The sequence below is a fragment of the Lentzea rhizosphaerae genome, assembly GCF_042649515.1.
Taxonomy (GTDB): Bacteria; Actinomycetota; Actinomycetes; order Mycobacteriales; family Pseudonocardiaceae; genus Lentzea; species Lentzea aerocolonigenes.
Genome location: NZ_JBHRZI010000015.1, coordinates 298,201 through 314,319, shown reverse-complemented (window position 1 = coordinate 314,319; position 16,119 = coordinate 298,201). Strand labels below are relative to the sequence as shown.

15 protein-coding genes are annotated in these 16,119 nt (G+C 69.0%); 12 read left to right on the top strand and 3 right to left on the bottom strand.

Features of this window, described 5'->3' with window-relative positions; translation table 11 throughout:
- The first annotated feature begins 8 nt into the window (after positions 1–8).
- The 8 genes from thyX to ACFOWZ_RS18340 all read left to right on the top strand — a co-directional run bounded on the left by thyX (position 9) and on the right by ACFOWZ_RS18340 (position 7,130).
- On the top strand, positions 9–713 hold the full coding sequence (gene thyX, locus ACFOWZ_RS18375) for an FAD-dependent thymidylate synthase (protein WP_382373997.1): 705 nt from the start codon (positions 9–11) through the stop codon (positions 711–713).
- 5 nt (positions 714–718) lie between these two features.
- Positions 719–1,120 (top strand): ACT domain-containing protein, encoded by a 402-nt coding sequence (locus ACFOWZ_RS18370; protein ID WP_382373995.1) that lies wholly within the window; start codon positions 719–721, stop codon positions 1,118–1,120.
- A gap of 71 nt (positions 1,121–1,191) precedes the next feature.
- Positions 1,192–2,631: a serine/threonine-protein kinase gene (locus tag ACFOWZ_RS18365; protein ID WP_382373993.1), complete on the top strand. Its 1,440-nt coding sequence runs from the start codon at positions 1,192–1,194 to the stop codon at positions 2,629–2,631.
- A 2-nt stretch (positions 2,632–2,633) separates the two neighbouring features.
- On the top strand, positions 2,634–3,047 hold the full coding sequence (locus ACFOWZ_RS18360) for a hypothetical protein (protein ID WP_382373991.1): 414 nt from the start codon (positions 2,634–2,636) through the stop codon (positions 3,045–3,047).
- An 8-nt stretch (positions 3,048–3,055) separates the two neighbouring features.
- Positions 3,056–3,667, top strand: coding sequence for a TIGR03085 family metal-binding protein (locus ACFOWZ_RS18355; RefSeq protein ID WP_382373989.1), 612 nt, complete (start codon positions 3,056–3,058; stop codon positions 3,665–3,667).
- Between the two features lie 19 nt (positions 3,668–3,686).
- Positions 3,687–4,583 (top strand): 4-hydroxy-tetrahydrodipicolinate synthase, encoded by an 897-nt coding sequence (gene dapA, locus ACFOWZ_RS18350; protein ID WP_382373987.1) that lies wholly within the window; start codon positions 3,687–3,689, stop codon positions 4,581–4,583.
- On the top strand, positions 4,580–6,259 hold the full coding sequence (locus ACFOWZ_RS18345) for a ribonuclease J (protein ID WP_382373985.1): 1,680 nt from the start codon (positions 4,580–4,582) through the stop codon (positions 6,257–6,259). The genes dapA and ACFOWZ_RS18345 overlap by 4 nt, the downstream gene beginning before the upstream one ends.
- Before the next feature lie 76 nt (positions 6,260–6,335).
- On the top strand, positions 6,336–7,130 hold the full coding sequence (locus ACFOWZ_RS18340) for a F0F1 ATP synthase subunit A (RefSeq protein WP_382373983.1): 795 nt from the start codon (positions 6,336–6,338) through the stop codon (positions 7,128–7,130).
- 161 nt (positions 7,131–7,291) lie between these two features.
- Here ACFOWZ_RS18340 and ACFOWZ_RS18335 read toward each other — a convergent pair whose 3' ends face one another.
- The gene (locus ACFOWZ_RS18335) at positions 7,292–7,906 is read right to left on the bottom strand and encodes a class I SAM-dependent methyltransferase (RefSeq protein WP_382373981.1); all 615 of its coding nucleotides are present in this window, start codon (positions 7,904–7,906) and stop codon (positions 7,292–7,294) included.
- Between the two features lie 104 nt (positions 7,907–8,010).
- Here ACFOWZ_RS18335 and ACFOWZ_RS18330 point away from each other — a divergent pair, with 104 nt between their 5' ends.
- The 3 genes from ACFOWZ_RS18330 to ACFOWZ_RS18320 are packed head-to-tail and all read left to right on the top strand — an operon-like array spanning position 8,011 to position 12,325.
- Positions 8,011–10,815 (top strand): AfsR/SARP family transcriptional regulator, encoded by a 2,805-nt coding sequence (locus tag ACFOWZ_RS18330; RefSeq protein WP_382373978.1) that lies wholly within the window; start codon positions 8,011–8,013, stop codon positions 10,813–10,815.
- A gap of 9 nt (positions 10,816–10,824) precedes the next feature.
- Positions 10,825–11,601: an alpha/beta fold hydrolase gene (locus ACFOWZ_RS18325; protein WP_382373976.1), complete on the top strand. Its 777-nt coding sequence runs from the start codon at positions 10,825–10,827 to the stop codon at positions 11,599–11,601.
- Positions 11,602–11,644: 43 nt separating this feature from the next.
- Positions 11,645–12,325, top strand: a complete 681-nt coding sequence (locus tag ACFOWZ_RS18320; protein ID WP_382373974.1) for a hypothetical protein — start codon at positions 11,645–11,647, stop codon at positions 12,323–12,325.
- Here ACFOWZ_RS18320 and ACFOWZ_RS18315 read toward each other — a convergent pair.
- Positions 12,222–12,965 carry a lysophospholipid acyltransferase family protein gene (locus tag ACFOWZ_RS18315; protein WP_382375078.1) on the bottom strand — a complete coding sequence of 248 codons (744 nt, stop codon included), beginning with the start codon at positions 12,963–12,965 and terminating at the stop codon, positions 12,222–12,224. The genes ACFOWZ_RS18320 and ACFOWZ_RS18315 overlap by 104 nt on opposite strands.
- A gap of 147 nt (positions 12,966–13,112) precedes the next feature.
- Here ACFOWZ_RS18315 and ACFOWZ_RS18310 point away from each other — a divergent pair, with 147 nt between their 5' ends.
- A complete protein-coding gene (locus ACFOWZ_RS18310) occupies positions 13,113–15,488 on the top strand; it encodes a DNA translocase FtsK (protein ID WP_382373972.1) in 2,376 nt (791 codons plus the stop codon).
- Between the two features lies 1 nt (position 15,489).
- Here the strand turns inward: ACFOWZ_RS18310 and ACFOWZ_RS18305 are convergent, their stop codons facing one another.
- The gene (locus ACFOWZ_RS18305; protein ID WP_382373970.1) at positions 15,490–16,029 is read right to left on the bottom strand and encodes a GNAT family N-acetyltransferase; all 540 of its coding nucleotides are present in this window, start codon (positions 16,027–16,029) and stop codon (positions 15,490–15,492) included.
- Positions 16,030–16,119: the final 90 nt, after the last annotated feature.

Below are 16,119 nucleotides of genomic sequence, written 5' to 3'. Positions count from 1 at the left end.
TCCGGGCCATGCCGAGAGTGCGCTTGGTGGCGAAAACCGAGTTCATCCCGCCGGACGACGTGCCGTGGACGACCGACGCGGACGGCGGCGCGGCGCTGGTCGAGTTCGCCGGCCGCGCCTGCTACCAGTCGTGGGACCGCTCGAACCCCCTGACGAACACCAACGCGACGTTCCTGCACCACCTGCTCGACGTCGGCCACCTCGCGGCGTTCGAGCACGGCAGCGCCACGCTGTACCTGACCGAGCTGCCGCGCTCGCTCACCCACGAGCTGGTCCGGCACCGGCTCTTCTCGTACTCGCAGCTCTCCCAGCGCACCGACCCGACCGACGTCGTCGAGCCCGACCTGATCGCGAAGGACCCGGAGCTGCACGCGCGGTTCGTCGCCGCGACCGAGGCGAGCCTGCGTGCGTACGAGGACTTGGTGCAGAGCCTCGAAAAGACCGTGAACGGCCGACGCGCGCGACAGATCGCACGGTCCGTGTTGCCCAACGCGACGGGCACCGAGATCGTCGTGACGGGCAACTACCGCTCGTGGCGGCACTTCATCGCGATGCGCGCGACGGAGCACATCAACGTCGAACTGCGCGAGCTCGCGGTCGCCTGCCTGCGGGAACTGATCAAGGCCGCGCCGAACGCGTTCGCGGACTTCGTGATCTCGACACTCCCGGACGGCACAGAAGTTGCTTCGAGCCCACTGGTGGTTGAAGGCTGACGCCCATGAAGCGGCTCATCGTGGACGTCCGCCCTGGCGAGTACACGGTCACGCGCCTGGCGGCGGACGCCCGAGTCCCCGCCGGGCTGCTCGACCTGACCGACGTGCTGGTGTCGGTGACCAGGACCCCGGACGAGATGTCGATCATCGCGCCCTCGTCGTTCGAGTTGCCTGTGGACAACGCCGAGAAGGGCTGGCGGCTGCTCACCGTGCGAGGTCCGCTGGAGTTCACCCTCACCGGCATCATGGCGGCGCTCGCTGGTGAACTCGCGGCCGCCGGCGTCTCGCTGTTCGCGCTGTCCACATACGACACGGACCACCTGCTCGTGAAGCACGCGGACCTCGGCCGCGCCGTGCTCGCGTTGCGTGCCGCAGGTCACGAACTGGTTGTAGCACCGGAAGCGTAGGAACCGATCCTCCGTGTGGCGGGTCTGAAGTACCGTCAACGCCCCCGGCTCATCGTTGTAGGAGCGCCACGTTGCACGGACAGGCAGTCGAACCGCGCGTCATCGCCGGCAGGTACGCCCTGGTGGCCGAGCTCGGCCGCGGTGGCATGGGCATCGTGTGGCGTGCGCAGGACCGCCACATCGGACGGTTCGTCGCGATCAAGGAACTGCACCTGCCGGACGGCATCGCGCACGAGGAACGCCGTGTGCTCGAAGAGCGCGCTCTGCGTGAGGCGCGCACCGCGGGCAAGCTCAACGACCCCGGCATCGTGACCGTCTACGACGCGATCAACGAGAACGGCACGACGTACATCGTCATGGAGCTGGTCGAGGCGGCGACGCTGTCGACGTTGATCAGCGCCCACGGCCCGATGCCGCCGAACCAGGTCGTGTCGATCGCGCTGCAGGCCTTGTCCGCGCTGGAGACCGCGCACGCGGCGGGGATCGTGCACCGCGACGTGAAGCCCGGCAACCTGATGGTCCGCCCGGACGGCAAGCTCAAGCTCACCGACTTCGGCATCGCGCAGGCCGTCGACGACCCGCGCCTGACGACCAGTGGCAGCCTCATCGGTTCGCCCGCGTACATGGCGCCGGAACGCATCCACGGCCACGAGGCCGGTCCTGCGTCCGACTTGTGGGCGCTCGGTGCGACGCTCTGCTACGCCGTCGAGGGCTGGAGCCCGTTCGAGCGCTCGTCCACGGCCTCGACGCTGCACGCGATCATGAGCGAGACGCCGCGCCTGACGCGTGCCACCGGTGTGCTCGGTGCCGTGATCACCGGTCTGCTGATCGCCGACCCGAACGCCCGGCTGTCCGGCCCGCAGGCACGCGCGATGCTCGCCAGCATCGGCAACCAGCCGACGCCGCCCACCGGGATCCCGCCGCAGGCCACGCAGCAGTACCAGCAGAACGCGCCCGTCGACCCCGCGAAGAAGAAGCGCAACCGCATCCTCGCGATCGTCGGTGTGGTCGCCATCGCGGCGGCCGCGTTCACCGGTGGCATCTACGCGCACAGCTGGTTCACGGCACCGGGCGGCGGCAGCACCAACACCCTGACCTACGGCGAGGGCGGTGAGGTCCCCGTCTTCGGGCTCTCCGAGAACGTCTGCGGCAACGGCCAGGTCGCGCCGACCAAGCAGCTCGACTCGGACACCCGCGAGGAGTGCGACAAGCCGCACGACTTCGAGGTGTTCGACGTGGTCGAGACGTTGCCGGTGAACTCGAGCCTGCCCGACTCGACCTACCCCGGCGTCGAGGCGCTGACGAACCTCGGTGTCGCGCGCTGTGAGCTGACGCTGAAGTCGCAGTGGGTCAAGGAGGGCGGGAAGCTCAAGCTCACCACGCTGATCCCCACCGAGACGGCGTGGAAGAAGGACAAGAACGACAGCGCGGAACGCCGCATCTACTGCGTGGCGGCCAAGAAGGACGGCAGCACGCTGAACAGCACCATCAGCGCGAAGAAGGACAACTGACGGTGAAGAGAAGGATCATCTCCGCGCTGCTGGTGCTCGGCTGTGCGGCGGCCCTGTCGGCGTGCGCGAGCAACGAGGACAAGTTCGTCTCCGAGCTGAAGGCCGCGGGCTTCAGCAACCCCGGCCCGGCCAGCACGGAGACGTCGAAGAAGTCCAAGAAGGTCGGCAAGCGCACGGTCAAGTCCTCGGAGAAGACCATCGAGGTCGTCGTGCGGGTCAAGGGCTGCGACCTGGAGTTCGCCAAGACCTCAGGTCAGTCGGGATACTGGCTGGACGAACTGCACGTCAACGGACAGGAACCGGACTGGCCCGGCTATCCGGAGAACCTGAACCGCGACCAGGTGGTCAAGCTGCTGGCGGACAAGTCCGCGAAACCGGACGGATTCGCCGGCTGCTACAAGCCGAACGAGCCCTAGGAGTAGGTGTGGGTCTCGCCCGCGACGAGCGCAAGGCGCTCGTCGACCTGATGACCGAGCTCGGCCCCGACGCGCCCACGTTGTGCGGCACGTGGCTGACCAAGGACCTCGCCGCGCACCTCGCGATCCGCGAGCGGCGCCCGGACACCGCGCCCGGCATCGTGCTGCCGGTGTTCGCGAAGTGGACGGAGAAGGTCCAGGAGGACTACACGCACAAGGCGTGGAGCGAGCTCCTCGACCTGGTGCGCACACCGCCGTTCTGGATCCAGCCGGTCGACGACCTCATGAACACGGGCGAGTACTTCGTGCACCACGAGGACGTGCGGCGCGCACAGGCCGACTGGGAGCCACGGCCGTACGACGCTCGTCGCGAGAAGGTGCTGTGGAAGCTGCTGCCGTTCACCGCGCGCATGACGTACAAGTCGTCGCCTGTGGGCGTGACGCTGGTACGGCCTGATGGCGAGCACATCGTGGCTAAGCCGGGTGCGAACGGCGTGGTGATCACGGGCGAGGTGTCGGAGCTGGTGATGCTCGCGTTCGGGCGCGATCAGGCCCGAGTCGAGTACAGCGGTGACGCCGACGCGGTCGAACGCGTGCGGTCGTTGAACCGAAGTGTCTGAACTCGGGTAGTTTCTGCGCATGCCTGCAAGCCCCTACGCAGGGCCGAACCGCCCGTTCGGCCGCGTTCTCACCGCCATGGTCACGCCGTTCGACTCGCGCGGCGAGGTCGACCTGCCCAAGGCGCAGGAGCTGGCGAAACACCTGGTGGACCTGGGCAACGACGGGCTGGTCGTGAACGGCACGACCGGCGAGAGCCCGACCACGACCGACCGCGAGAAGGCCGCACTGATCACGGCTGTCGTCGAGGCGGTGGGCGACCGCGCGACCGTCGTCGCCGGCGCGGGCACCTATGACACCGCACACAGCATCCACCTGGTGCAGCAGGCCGAGAAGGCGGGCGCGCACGGCGCACTGGTCGTGACGCCGTACTACTCGCGGCCGCCGCAGGAGGGCCTGCTCGCGCACTTCACCGCCGTCGCCGACGCGTCGGAGCTGCCGGTGATGCTCTACGACATCCCGCCGCGCGCCGTCGTGCCGATCGAGGTCGACACGCTCCTGCGCCTGGCGGAACACCCGCGGATCCTCGCCGTGAAGGACGCCAAGGGCGACCTGCACGCGGGCAGCCGGGTGATCGCTTCGACCGATCTCGCCTACTACTCGGGCGACGACCCGCTGAACCTGCCGTGGCTGTCCGTGGGCGCCGTCGGGTTCGTGAGCGTCATCGGTCACCTCGCGGCGGACCGGCTGCGGGATCTCGTCGACGCGTACGAAGCCGGGGACGTGGCCCGGGCGAAAGAAATCCACGAGTCGCTGCTGCCGCTGCTGCGACCCTTCCGCCGGGTCCCCGGCGTGACGTACACGAAGGCTGCGCTGCGCCTGCGCGGACTCGACGTGGGTGACCCGCGTCTGCCGCTGGTGCCGGCCGCGGCCGAGGACATCGAGGCCATCGCGGCCGAACTGGGAGTAAACGCGTGACCCAATCGACCGAATTGCCGCCCGCACTGCCGGAAGGCGGCCTGCGGGTCGTCGCACTCGGCGGAATCGGCGAGGTCGGCCGCAACATGACCGTCTTCGAGCACGCCGGCCGGCTGCTCGTGGTCGACTGCGGCGTTCTTTTCCCCGAGGACGACCAACCGGGCGTGGACCTGATCCTGCCCGACTTCCGCGCCATCGAGGACCGGCTCGACGACATCGACGCCATCGTCCTGACGCACGGCCACGAGGACCACATCGGTGCGGTCCCGTTCCTGCTCAAGCTGCGTCCCGACGTGCCGGTCGTGGGCTCCCGCTTCACGCTGGCGCTGCTCGCCGCCAAGTGCCGCGAGCACCGCCAGACGCCGAAGCTGGTGGAGGTGAAGGAAGGCCAGCGCGCGACCTACGGGCCGTTCGAGCTGGAGTTCTTCGCCGTCAACCACTCTATTCCGGACGCGCTCGCCATCGCGATCCGCACGGCGGCCGGACTCGTGCTGCACACCGGTGACATCAAGCTGGACCAGCTGCCGCTGGACGGCCGCCTCACCGACCTGGCCGGGTTCTCCCGCCTGGGCGACGAGGGCGTGGACCTGTTCCTGGTCGACTCGACCAACGCCGAGGTGCCCGGTTTCGTGGTGCCGGAGCGCGAGATCGGCCCGGTGCTGGAGAACGTGATCCGCAAGGCGCGCCAGCGGGTCATCGTCGCCTGCTTCGCCTCGCACGTGCACCGCGTGCAGCAGGTGCTGGACGTCGCGGTGCAGTACAAGCGGAAGATCGCGTTCGTCGGCCGCTCGATGGTCCGCAACATGGGCATCGCGTCCGAGCTGGGCTTCCTGAACGTGCCGGACGGGTTGTTCGTCGACCTCGACGTCGCGATGCGGATGGAGGAGGACGAGGTCATCTTCGTCTCCACCGGGTCGCAGGGCGAGCCGCTGTCGGCGTTGTCGCGCATGGCCCGCGGCGACCACCGGCAGATCTCGATCCGCGAGGGCGACACGGTGATCCTCGCGTCGTCGCTGATCCCCGGCAACGAGAACGCGGTCTTCAACGTGGTCAACGGTCTCGCCAAGCTCGGCGCGACCGTGGTGCACCAGGGCAACGCCAAGGTCCACGTCTCCGGCCACTCACCGGCCGGCGAACTTCTGTTCCTGTACAACGCTGTTCGCCCGTCGAACGTCATGCCGGTGCACGGCGAGTGGCGCCACCTCCGCGCGAACGCAGCGCTGGCCGTCGCCACCGGTGTCGCCGAGGACCACGTGGTGATCGCCGAGGACGGCGTCGTCGTCGACCTGGTCGACGGCAAGGCCACGGTGTCCGGACGCGTTGTGGTGGGCCACGTCTACGTCGACGGCCTGTCGGTCGGCGACGTCGGTGAGTCCACCTTGTCCGATCGTCTGGTGCTGGGCGAGGGCGGTTTCATCTCGATCTCCGTCGCCATCGACACCACGACCGGGCGTGCCGTCACGGCGCCGACGATCTCCGGGCGCGGGTTCTCCGACGACCCCAAGGCGCTCGACCAGGTCGTGCCGCTGGTGGAGATGGAGCTGGCGCGGACCGAGGCCGAGGGGATCACGGACACGCACCGGGTCGCCCAGGCCGTGCGGCGCGTTGTCGGGCGCTGGGTGGCGGAGACGTACCGGCGCCGGCCGATGATCGTGCCGACGGTCATTCCGGTGTGAACGTGACCCTGCTGTGATCTGCGTCCCCCTCGTCCGCTAAGGTCTAACTCCAGACCATGGACGAGGGGGTCGCCTCATGGCCGATGTTTTCGCACCACCGGGCAAGGAAGACATCTTTCTTCCGCCGATCTTCACCTGGCACCACCCGTTCGGACTTCCGTTCGACTTCGTGGTGGACAAGGCACTGGTCCTGCTGTTCCTGTCCGTGGCGATCATCATGGGGTTCTTCCTGATCACCACGAGGGACCTGAAACTCGTCCCGTCCCGGTGGCAGTTCGCCGCCGAGTCGGTCTACGACTTCGGCCGCAACACGATCGCGCGCGAGCAGATCGGCGCCAAGGAGTTCGCGCCGTACGTGCCGCTGATCGTCAGCATCTTCTGCTTCGCGCTGGTGAACAACCTCTACGGGTTGATCCCCTTCGTGCAGTTCCCGACGTTCACGCACAGCGGGTTCCCGTTCGCCGTGGTGGTGATCATCTACCCGCTCTACCACTTCGTGGGCGTCAGGAAGTTCGGGCTCAGGGGGTACCTGCGCAACCAGTTCATCATCCCGGGCGTGCCGAAGGGCGTGCTGTGGGGCCTGCTGATCCCCACCGAGGTCATCCTCAAGTTCTTCTTCGACCCGCTGAACCTCATGATCCGGGTGTTCGCGGCGATGTTCGCGGGTCACCTGCTGGTGCTGGTGTTCACGCTCGGCGGGGAGTTCCTGTTGCTGCACGGCCCGATCTGGCTGAAGCCGGTGTCGGTGCTGGGCTTCGCGCTCGCGATCGGGCTGATCTTCCTCGAAGCGCTCGTGCAGGTGTTGCAGGCGTACATCTTCGCCTTGCTGTCAGCGCACTTCATCGGCCGCGCGCTCGCCGAGCAGCATTAGTGCTGTGACCGCCAGCCTCCACCGCGTCTTCCGGCGCTCAGCAGGGCATCTCGCGGCACCGCCCCCGCGCCCCCATACGTCCAGTATGAGGACGCGGGGGCGGCACCGCGACATACCCGTCTGAACGTCGGAATACGGGGCGAAGGCTGACGGTCACAGCACTAAGGTCGTTGGCAAACCAGGTGAAGCGACTCTTCGGGCGTCGCGCCGGGGAACGAAGGTGTGAACACCGGACGGCTCCGGCGCACGACCCGCAGGCCCACGTCGCCCAGGTGCTTCTCGAAGTTCTCCTCGGAGAACGACGACACCTCGATCTCCTGGCCCATCCACGGCAGCGTGACCTGCTCGACGTCGATCGCCACGGTGGCCAGGAAGAAGTGGCCGCCCGGTCGCAGCCACGTCGACACGCGGCCCAGGGTCTGGATGATCTCGGCCTGGGGCATCTGCAGCAGCGAGAACACCGCGCAGATGACGTCCCACGAGCCGGCGGGCGACTCGAAGTCGCGGATGTCGATCTTGTGGAAGCTGGCGTCGGGGACCTGGTCGGTCGCGATGTCGACCATCACCGGGGAGACGTCGATGCCGGTGACCTTCATGCCGGCCTTGGCGAGCGTCCGCGCCACCGGGACGCCCGTGCCGCAGCCGATGTCGAGCACGCGCGAGCCCGACGGCTGCGTCGCGGCGAACCAGGCGAGGGTGCCGTGCAGTGCGGGCTGGTGCGACCAAGCCCGTTGGTATTCCAGTCCGAGCGTGTCGAAGACCTCGGCCGCGTTCATCTCCGCCCCTCATTTCGGCCCAATCCACCTGATGTGAAGTGTGGAGAAGCCCTCTGCACGGACTCTGGATGGCTTCTGGACGAAAACTGACGGTAGGTTGCTGGGTGACTGCGGACAGCGACGGAGTGGGACAGAAGGTGCAGAACGAGTTGCGCGTCAGCTTGCTGGGCGCGCTCGCCGCGACGGTGGACGGCCAGGAGCTCACTCTGGGGCCACCGCGGCAGAGGGCTGTGCTCGCCGTGCTGGCCTTGCGCGCGAACCACGTCGTGTCGCGCAGTGAGCTGATCGACGCCGTCTGGGGTGACGAGCCGCCCGCCAGCGCGGACAACGGCATCCACACCTACGTGGCGGGACTGCGCCGTCTCTTCGAACCGGGCAGGGCCTCGCGCGCGCCGAGTTCCGTGCTGCTCTCCACGGACGCTGGATACCTGCTGAAGTTGCCGTCGGACAGCTCCGACGCCGCGCTGTTCCGCACGTACCTCGACGATGCCGGGCGGCTGCGCGACAGGCCCGCGGAGGCCATCGCCGCGTTCGACGCCGCGCTCGGTTTGTGGCGCGGTGTCGCTCTGGACGGCGTGCCGGGTCCGTTCGCTGCGGTGGAACGCGCGCGCCTGGCCGAACTGCGGCTCACGGCCGTGGAGCAACGTGCGGCGCTGATGCTGTCCGTCGGGCGTGAGACGGAGGTGGCGGCGGAGCTCGCGACGTTGGTCAGTGCGCATCCGCTGCGAGAGAGGCTGCACGGCCTGCTGATGTCCGCGTTGTACCGCGGTGGCAGGCAGGCGGAGGCGCTCGCCGTCTACGCGGACCTGCGCCGGCTGCTGATCGAGGAGCTCGGCATCGAGCCGGGGCCCGAACTGCGCCAGGTCCACGAGCAACTCCTGGTCGGCCAGCACGACCCGCAGCCGGAACCGGCCGCGCCCGTGCTCGTCCCCGTCCAGCTGCCGCACGAGATCCGCGACTTCACCGGCCGCGAGAAGGAACTCACGAAGCTCTCCGAGGCCGTCCCGAGCGACCACTCGCCGGTGCTCGTCGCGATCACCGGCACCGGTGGCGTCGGCAAGACCGCCTTGGCCGTCCGGTTCGCGCACCAGGTGGCCGCCCGGTTCCCGGACGGGCAGCTGCACGTCGACCTGCGCGGGTTCGACGCGTCGGCACCGCCGGTGCAGCCCGCCGCCGCGTTGCACCAGCTGCTGCAGAGCCTCGGCGTGCCCGCCGAACGCATCCCGGACGACCTGCCCGCGAGGTCCGCGCTCTACCGCAGTGTGCTGGCGGGCAAACGGGTCCTGGTGCTCCTCGACAACGCCCGGCTGGCCGAGCAGGTCCGCCCGCTGTTACCGGGCAGGTCGTCGTCGATGGTGCTGGTCACCTCCCGCAACCACCTCGGCGGGCTCGTAGCGCGTGACGGCGCGCACTCGCTGACGCTCTCGACGTTGACGCCCGACGAAGGGCTCGCACTGCTGACGTCCGCCGTGGGCTCGGACCGCGTCGCGGCGGAACCCGAGGCCGCGGCCAAGCTCGTCGAGCTGTGCGGGCACCTGCCGCTGGCGGTGCGGATCGCGGCCGAACGCGTCGTCACGCGGCCGCACCTGACGCTGGCGGACCTGGCGGACGACCTCGCCGACGAGCGCGACCGGTTGAACGTGCTGGCGACGGGCGACGACGAGGACACGGCCGTGCGGGCGGCGTTCTCGTGGTCGTACCTGGCGCTGAAGCCGGACGCGGCGCGGATGTTCCGGTTGATCGGCCTGCACCCCGGCGCCGAGATCAGCCTCGCTGCCACCGCCGCGCTGGCCGGTGTGCCGGTGTCGCGCGCACGGACGTTGCTGGACGTGCTGACGGGCGGCCACATGATCGAGGAGGTCGCTCGCGGACGGTTCCGGCTGCACGACCTGCTCCGGTTGTACGCCACGGAGCTCAGCGCCACGGAGGAGTCGTCGGACGGGCGCGACGAGGCCGTGAAACGCCTGCTGCGGTGGTACTTCGACACCGCGAACGCCGCCGGCACCGTCATCTCGCCACCCGACCACCCGTCGTTCCTGCTGCCGCCACTGTCCACTCAGGACTTCGCTTCACACGACGAGGCGTTCACCTGGTGCCGCACCGAATCCTCGAACCTGCTGGCGGTGGCGAAGCTCGCCGAGGAGGAGCATTCGCCCACGGCGTGGCAGATCCCGGTGGCGCTGTGGAACTACTTCATCGTCTCGAGCGCGCTGGACGAGTGGACGCGCACGTACCGCGTCGCCGAACGCGCGGCCGCCCGTGACGGCAACCAGGCCGCCCGTGCGTGGGCGGTGCACGGCCAGGGTCTCTCCGCCTTCCGCGGCCAGCGTTTCGCGGACGCGCTGGAGCTCTTCGACCGCGCGCTGGCGATCCGGCGCGAGATCGACGACCGCGTCGGTGCCGCGTGGAGCCTCACCGGGCTCGGCATGGCGTACGGCGGGTTGCGCCAGTTCGACCTCGCCGTCGACAGGTTCGGCGAGGCGCTGGACCGGCACGCCGAGGCCGGGTCGTGGTTCGGCGAGGGCGGCACGAGGTTGTTCCTGAGCGACATCCTGCGTTCGGCGGGCCAGCACGAAGCGTCGCTGGCGGCGGCGCGGCGGGCGTTCGAGCTGATGGACTCGCACGACGCCGTGCACGGCAAGGCGATGGCGCTGGTCAGCATCGGCTGGGCGCAGTGCAAGCTGGGGCAGCGCGTGGAGTCGCGCGACTCGTTCCGGGACGCACTGAGCTTCCTGCGCGTGCTCGGCGATCGCAAGAGTCTCGCGGAAGCGTTGCACGGCCTGGGGGAGACGAGCCTCGGGCAGCCGGACGTGGCGCGGACGCACCTCCTCGAGGCGTTGGCGATCTACGAAGACTACGACCACCCTCTTGTGCCGGAAGTGCGCGCACGGCTGCACGAGTTGGCATAGAACTGCGGTGTGCATTTCGTAGAACACGGCGCGGGCACTCCGGTGCTCGCCATTCACGGTTGGACCCCTGACCACCGCCTGATGACAGGCTGCATGGAACCGTTCTTCGAGACCAGGCCCGGCTACCGGCGCCTGTACCCCGATCTGCCCGCGATGGGGAAGTCGTCGGCCGACGGGATCGACTCCAGCGACGACGTCCTCGCGGCGCTGGAGAAGTTCGTCGACGCCGAGATCGGCGGCGAGCCGTTCCTGCTGGTCGGCGAGTCGTACGGCGGCTACCTCTCCCGCGCCCTGGCGCACCGCCGCCCGGACCAGGTGCGCGGGCTGGCGCTCATCTGCCCGGTCGGCACGAACCTGCGGTCACCCGACCGGACGGTGCCGGAGTTCGAGGTCCGCCGGTCCGACGGCGTCGAGCTGGACCCGGCGCTGGCCGCGCAGTTCGACGGCCTGGCCGTGGTGCGCACGGCCGAGACGGCGCGGCGCTTCGCCGAGGAGATCCTGCCCGGACTGCAGGTCGCCGACCGCGAGGCGATGGTGCGGATCTACGAGCGGTGGGAGCTCTCGGAAGGTCCGGAGCTCGGCACCTACTCCGGGCCCTCGTTGATCCTCACCGGACGCCAGGACAACGCCACCGGGTACGAGGACGTGTACCCGTTGCTGCCGCACTACCCGTACGCGTCGTTCGTCGTGCTGGACACGGCAGGGCACAACCTCCAGATCGACCAGCCGGCACTGTTTAACGCGCTCATGGGCGAATGGCTGGACAGGGTGGCTCATTCAGGGTGATCCCTGATGCGCTTCGCCATGATGTGTAGGCACGCTACATGTCATGGCGAAGCGCGCGAGAACGTTGCTGGTGTGGTTGCACGTGGTCACGTCCGTCGGCTGGCTCAGCCAGGCCGTCGCGTTGTTCGCGTTGCTGCTCTACGGCCTGAACACGGGCGACGTGAACGCGTTCAGGATGGCGCGGGTGCTCGACCACCACGTGCTCGCGTTCATGGGGGCCGCCAGCGCGTTCAGCGGCATGATGCTCAGCGCCACGACGCCGTGGGGCTACTTCAGGCACTGGTGGGTGCTCGCGAAGTTCGTGATCACGGTGGGGCAGCTCCACGTCGGCATCTTCATCCTGAGCGACAACCTCGAAGCCGCCGCGAACGGTCACGTCAGCGCGTGGTTGCCCGTCGGCACCGCCTGCATGATCAGCGCGTTCTCGTTCCAGACGTGGCTCAGCGTGGCGAAGCCGTGGGGCCGGACGCCGTGGGCAGACCCGAAGGTGAAGCTGCCCACGGCGAGCACGAAGGCGTTCGTGCTGGCACTGGTGATTCCTTTGGCGGACCTCGTGATCGGGCTGTACACCGCGAGCCCAGCGCCGTTCCTCATGCTGGTCACGGTGATCGCCTACTCGATCAGGCGGGCCGCCAGGGGGAGGAACCGGTCGTCGGCCGCGTCGGGTCGTGGAACCTCGGCAGGTCCGGCTCGTCGAGACGCAGCGGCACCAGGCCCTCGGTGATCGCGAGCATGATCCGCTCGTGGGCCCGGCGCGCGTCGCCCATCGTCTCCGCGGACAGGTCTGACAGCTCGACCGGCTTGCCGAAGTGGACCTTGAACGTCGGCCGCTTGCGGATCGCGGACAGCCACGACGTCAGGTAAGGCAGGAAGTCCTTCCAGCCGGAGACGTGCAGGTTGCCCCAGTACACGGCCTCGTGGGCGCCCCACTGGCTGATCGGGACCACCGGGATGCCGCCGCCCAGCGCCATGCGGGCGACACCGGTCTTGCCGCGCTCGGGCCACATGCCGGGATCCAGCGTGATCTTGCCCTCGGGGTAGACGGCGATCGGGTCGCCGCCGGACTGCAAGGCCTCCACGGCGCGGTGCATCGCCTCGCCGACGTTGGCGGACCTGCGGTCGACGCGCAGATGACCGCACGCCTTGAGCGCCGGGCCCATGATCGGCGCGTCGAGCAACCCGCCCGCGAGCATGAACCGCGGGTTGATGCCGATCTTGCGGCACGCGGCGATGAGCACGAACGGGTCGAGGTTGCCGATGTGGTTGGAAGCGAGCAGCAACGGCTTGCCGAGCAGCTCCGGTGGAACGTCGCCGGACACCTCGAGCTTGCCGGTCAGCGCGACGAAGCCACGGTCGATCGCCATGAGCACGCGCCAGAAGAGCGGTGTGGACACGCGGGCAGCGTACGGCGTGTCGAAACGACACCGTGCACGATCCGGTGAACCATGAGGTTTCGCATGCGTCCCAGTTGCAAACGGGGCTGGTGAGACGCGAGGGACTACCTTATACACATGGCCGGGCGTACAGGGACTTCGAGAAAGACCACGTCACGCGGCAAAGCACCAGCCAAGCCGCGGGCGCGATCCACCGCGTCCAGAAAGCCCGCTCCACGCAAGAGCAGTGGCGCCATCAGCGCCGTGTGGGGTGGCATCGGACGCGGCGTCGGCACCGTGGTGCGGGCGATCACCGGCACCAAGGGCCTCGATCCCGAACACCGGCGGGACGGCATCGGCCTGTTCCTCATCGCGCTCGCGTTCATCACCGGCGCGGGCGTGTGGTGGCAGGCGGGCGGCCCGGTCGGCCAGTGGGTCGACGTCGCCGTGCGCAGCTCCGTCGGGTTCCCGGCGGTGATCGTTCCCGTCGTGCTGCTCGGCATCGGCGTGACGCTGATGCGCACCGACGCGAAGCCCGAGGAGCGCTTCCGGCTGGTCGTCGGCGGCGTGCTGATCGGCATCGGCGTGCTCGGCATGTTCCACCTGATCGGCGGCCTGCCGATGGACCCGCTGGCGCGCCGCGACGCGGGTGGTGCGCTGGGGTACCTGGCCGGCGGGTTCCTCGCGCAGGGCCTCACGCCGTGGGTCGCGGGCCCGTTGCTCATGCTGATCTTCGTTTTCGGTCTCCTCTGCGTGCTGCACTGGCCGGTTCGTGAGGTGCCGCAACGACTTCGTGCGCTCGTGCACCGCGAACGGCCGGAGGAACCGGAAGCCGAGACCGACGAGGAAGAAGAGCCGAAGCCGGTTCGCCTGCGCCGGCCCAGCAGGCGTCGCCAGGCCGCCGCGCCCGTCGAAGAGGAGCCGCAGGCAGAGCTCCCGCTGGAAGAGCCTGCGGAGCCCGCGCCGAAACCCGTTGCCGCGAAGGAGAAGAAGGCCTCCGCTCCGGCGCTGGCCGTGCGCGCGGTGGAGGGCGAGTACCAGCTGCCGCCGCCGAACGTCCTCAAGGACGGCGACGCGCCGAAGACCCGCAGCAAGGCCAACGACCACATGATCGAGGCCATCACCGGCGTCCTCGACCAGTTCTCGATCGACGCCCAGGTCACCGGCTTCACCCGTGGCCCGACGGTCACGCGGTACGAGGTCGAGCTCGGCCCCGGCGTGAAGGTCGAGAAGATCACCGCGTTGACCAAGAACATCGCGTACGCCGTGGCGACGGACAACGTGCGCCTGCTGGCCCCGATTCCCGGCAAGTCCGCCGTCGGCATCGAGGTGCCGAACAGCGACCGCGAGATGGTGCGGCTGGGCGACGTGCTGCGCGCGCCGTCCACGGTCAAGGACACGCACCCGATGGTGATCGGCCTCGGCAAGGACATCGAGGGCCACATGGTCACCGCGAACCTGACGAAGATGCCGCACCTGCTGGTCGCGGGCTCCACGGGTTCCGGCAAGTCGTCGTTCGTGAACTCGATGCTGGTGTCGCTGCTGGCCCGCGCGACGCCGGACGAGGTCCGGATGATCCTGATCGACCCGAAGATGGTCGAGCTGACGCCGTACGAGGGCATCCCGCACCTGATCACGCCGATCATCACGCAGCCGAAGAAGGCTGCGGCGGCGCTGGCGTGGCTCGTCGAGGAGATGGAGCAGCGCTACCAGGACATGCAGGTCAACCGGGTGCGCCACGTCGACGACTTCAACCGCAAGGTCCGCTCCGGCGAGATCACCGCGCCTCCCGGCTCCGAACGCGTCTACCGGCCGTACCCGTACATCATGGCGATCGTCGACGAGCTCGCCGACCTGATGATGACCGCGCCGCGCGACGTGGAAGACGCGATCGTGCGCATCACGCAGAAGGCCCGCGCGGCCGGCATCCACCTGGTGCTGGCGACGCAGCGTCCGTCCGTGGACGTCGTCACCGGTCTGATCAAGACGAACGTGCCGTCCCGCCTGGCGTTCGCGACGTCGTCGTTGACGGACTCGCGGGTCATCCTCGACCAGCCCGGTGCGGAGAAGCTGATCGGCATGGGCGACGCCCTGTACCTGCCGATGGGTGCGTCGAAGCCGGTGCGCATCCAGGGCGCGTTCGTCGGCGACGAGGAGATCTCGTCGATCGTCGAGTTCACCAAGAACCAGGCGCAGCCCGAGTACACCGACGGCGTCACGGCGGCCAAGGCGGGCGAGAAGAAGGAGATCGACGCCGACATCGGCGACGACCTGGAGCTGCTCGTGCAGGCGACGGAGCTGATCGTCACGTCGCAGTTCGGCTCGACGTCGATGCTGCAGCGCAAGCTCCGCGTCGGGTTCGCGAAGGCGGGGCGCCTCATGGACCTGCTGGAGACCCGCGGGGTGGTCGGCCCGTCCGAGGGCTCGAAGGCACGTGAGGTGCTGATCAAGCCGGACGAGCTCGAGTCCGTGATCTACCTGATGCGCGGAGGCGGCCCCGCCGACGACGAGTAGGTCACCCGGCCCGCACGCCGAACCACTGCTCCGCGCCGAACTCCTCGAACCGTTCGACCTCGGTGAAGCCCAGCTTCGCCGCGAGGTGCATCGAGGCTTCGTTGGCGGTCTGCGTGGTGAGCACCACCGGCTCACCGGGATGCGTGTTGACGAACCAGTCGAGTGCCGCCGCGCACGCCTCGGCGGCGTACCCGCGGCCCCACGACTGCGGCACGAACAGGTAGCCGAGCTCGGCCTCGCCGCCGTCCGGCAGGAACAGTCCTTTGCTGCCGGGGGCGCGCCGGTCGAACGTGATCATGCCGATCATCGTGCCGTCGAGGTCGACCACGAAGCAGCCGAAGCGCCTGCCCGGCACCTCGGGTGCTGTGCGCTCCAGTTCTTCGCGCGACTGGGGGCCACCGATGTAGGTGCCCACCTCTGGTGAGGTGAACAGGTCGATGAACGTTGCGCGGTCTTCGGGTGCCGACTCGCGGAGCACCAGGCGCTCGGTTTTGATCGGGGCCGGTAGCCAGGTGACGCGTGCGAGTCGGTCGGTGCTCATGGTCTTCCCCCAAGCTGACGCAGGGGTCCCCTTTGGTTTGGGACCCCTGCGTTTCAACGTACTCCGGAGGTCTGACAGCCCAGCCGGGCT

Coding starts and splice junctions, on each gene's coding strand:
- thyX (WP_382373997.1), top strand. CDS start 9: ATGCCGAGAGTGCGCTTGGTGGCGAAAACCGAGTTCATCCCGCCGGAC.
- ACFOWZ_RS18370 (WP_382373995.1), top strand. CDS start 719: ATGAAGCGGCTCATCGTGGACGTCCGCCCTGGCGAGTACACGGTCACG.
- dapA (WP_382373987.1), top strand. CDS start 3,687: ATGCCTGCAAGCCCCTACGCAGGGCCGAACCGCCCGTTCGGCCGCGTT.
- ACFOWZ_RS18340 (WP_382373983.1), top strand. CDS start 6,336: ATGGCCGATGTTTTCGCACCACCGGGCAAGGAAGACATCTTTCTTCCG.
- ACFOWZ_RS18335 (WP_382373981.1), bottom strand. CDS start 7,906: ATGAACGCGGCCGAGGTCTTCGACACGCTCGGACTGGAATACCAACGG.
- ACFOWZ_RS18320 (WP_382373974.1), top strand. CDS start 11,645: ATGGCGAAGCGCGCGAGAACGTTGCTGGTGTGGTTGCACGTGGTCACG.
- ACFOWZ_RS18315 (WP_382375078.1), bottom strand. CDS start 12,965: ATGGCGATCGACCGTGGCTTCGTCGCGCTGACCGGCAAGCTCGAGGTG.
- ACFOWZ_RS18310 (WP_382373972.1), top strand. CDS start 13,113: ATGGCCGGGCGTACAGGGACTTCGAGAAAGACCACGTCACGCGGCAAA.
- ACFOWZ_RS18305 (WP_382373970.1), bottom strand. CDS start 16,029: ATGAGCACCGACCGACTCGCACGCGTCACCTGGCTACCGGCCCCGATC.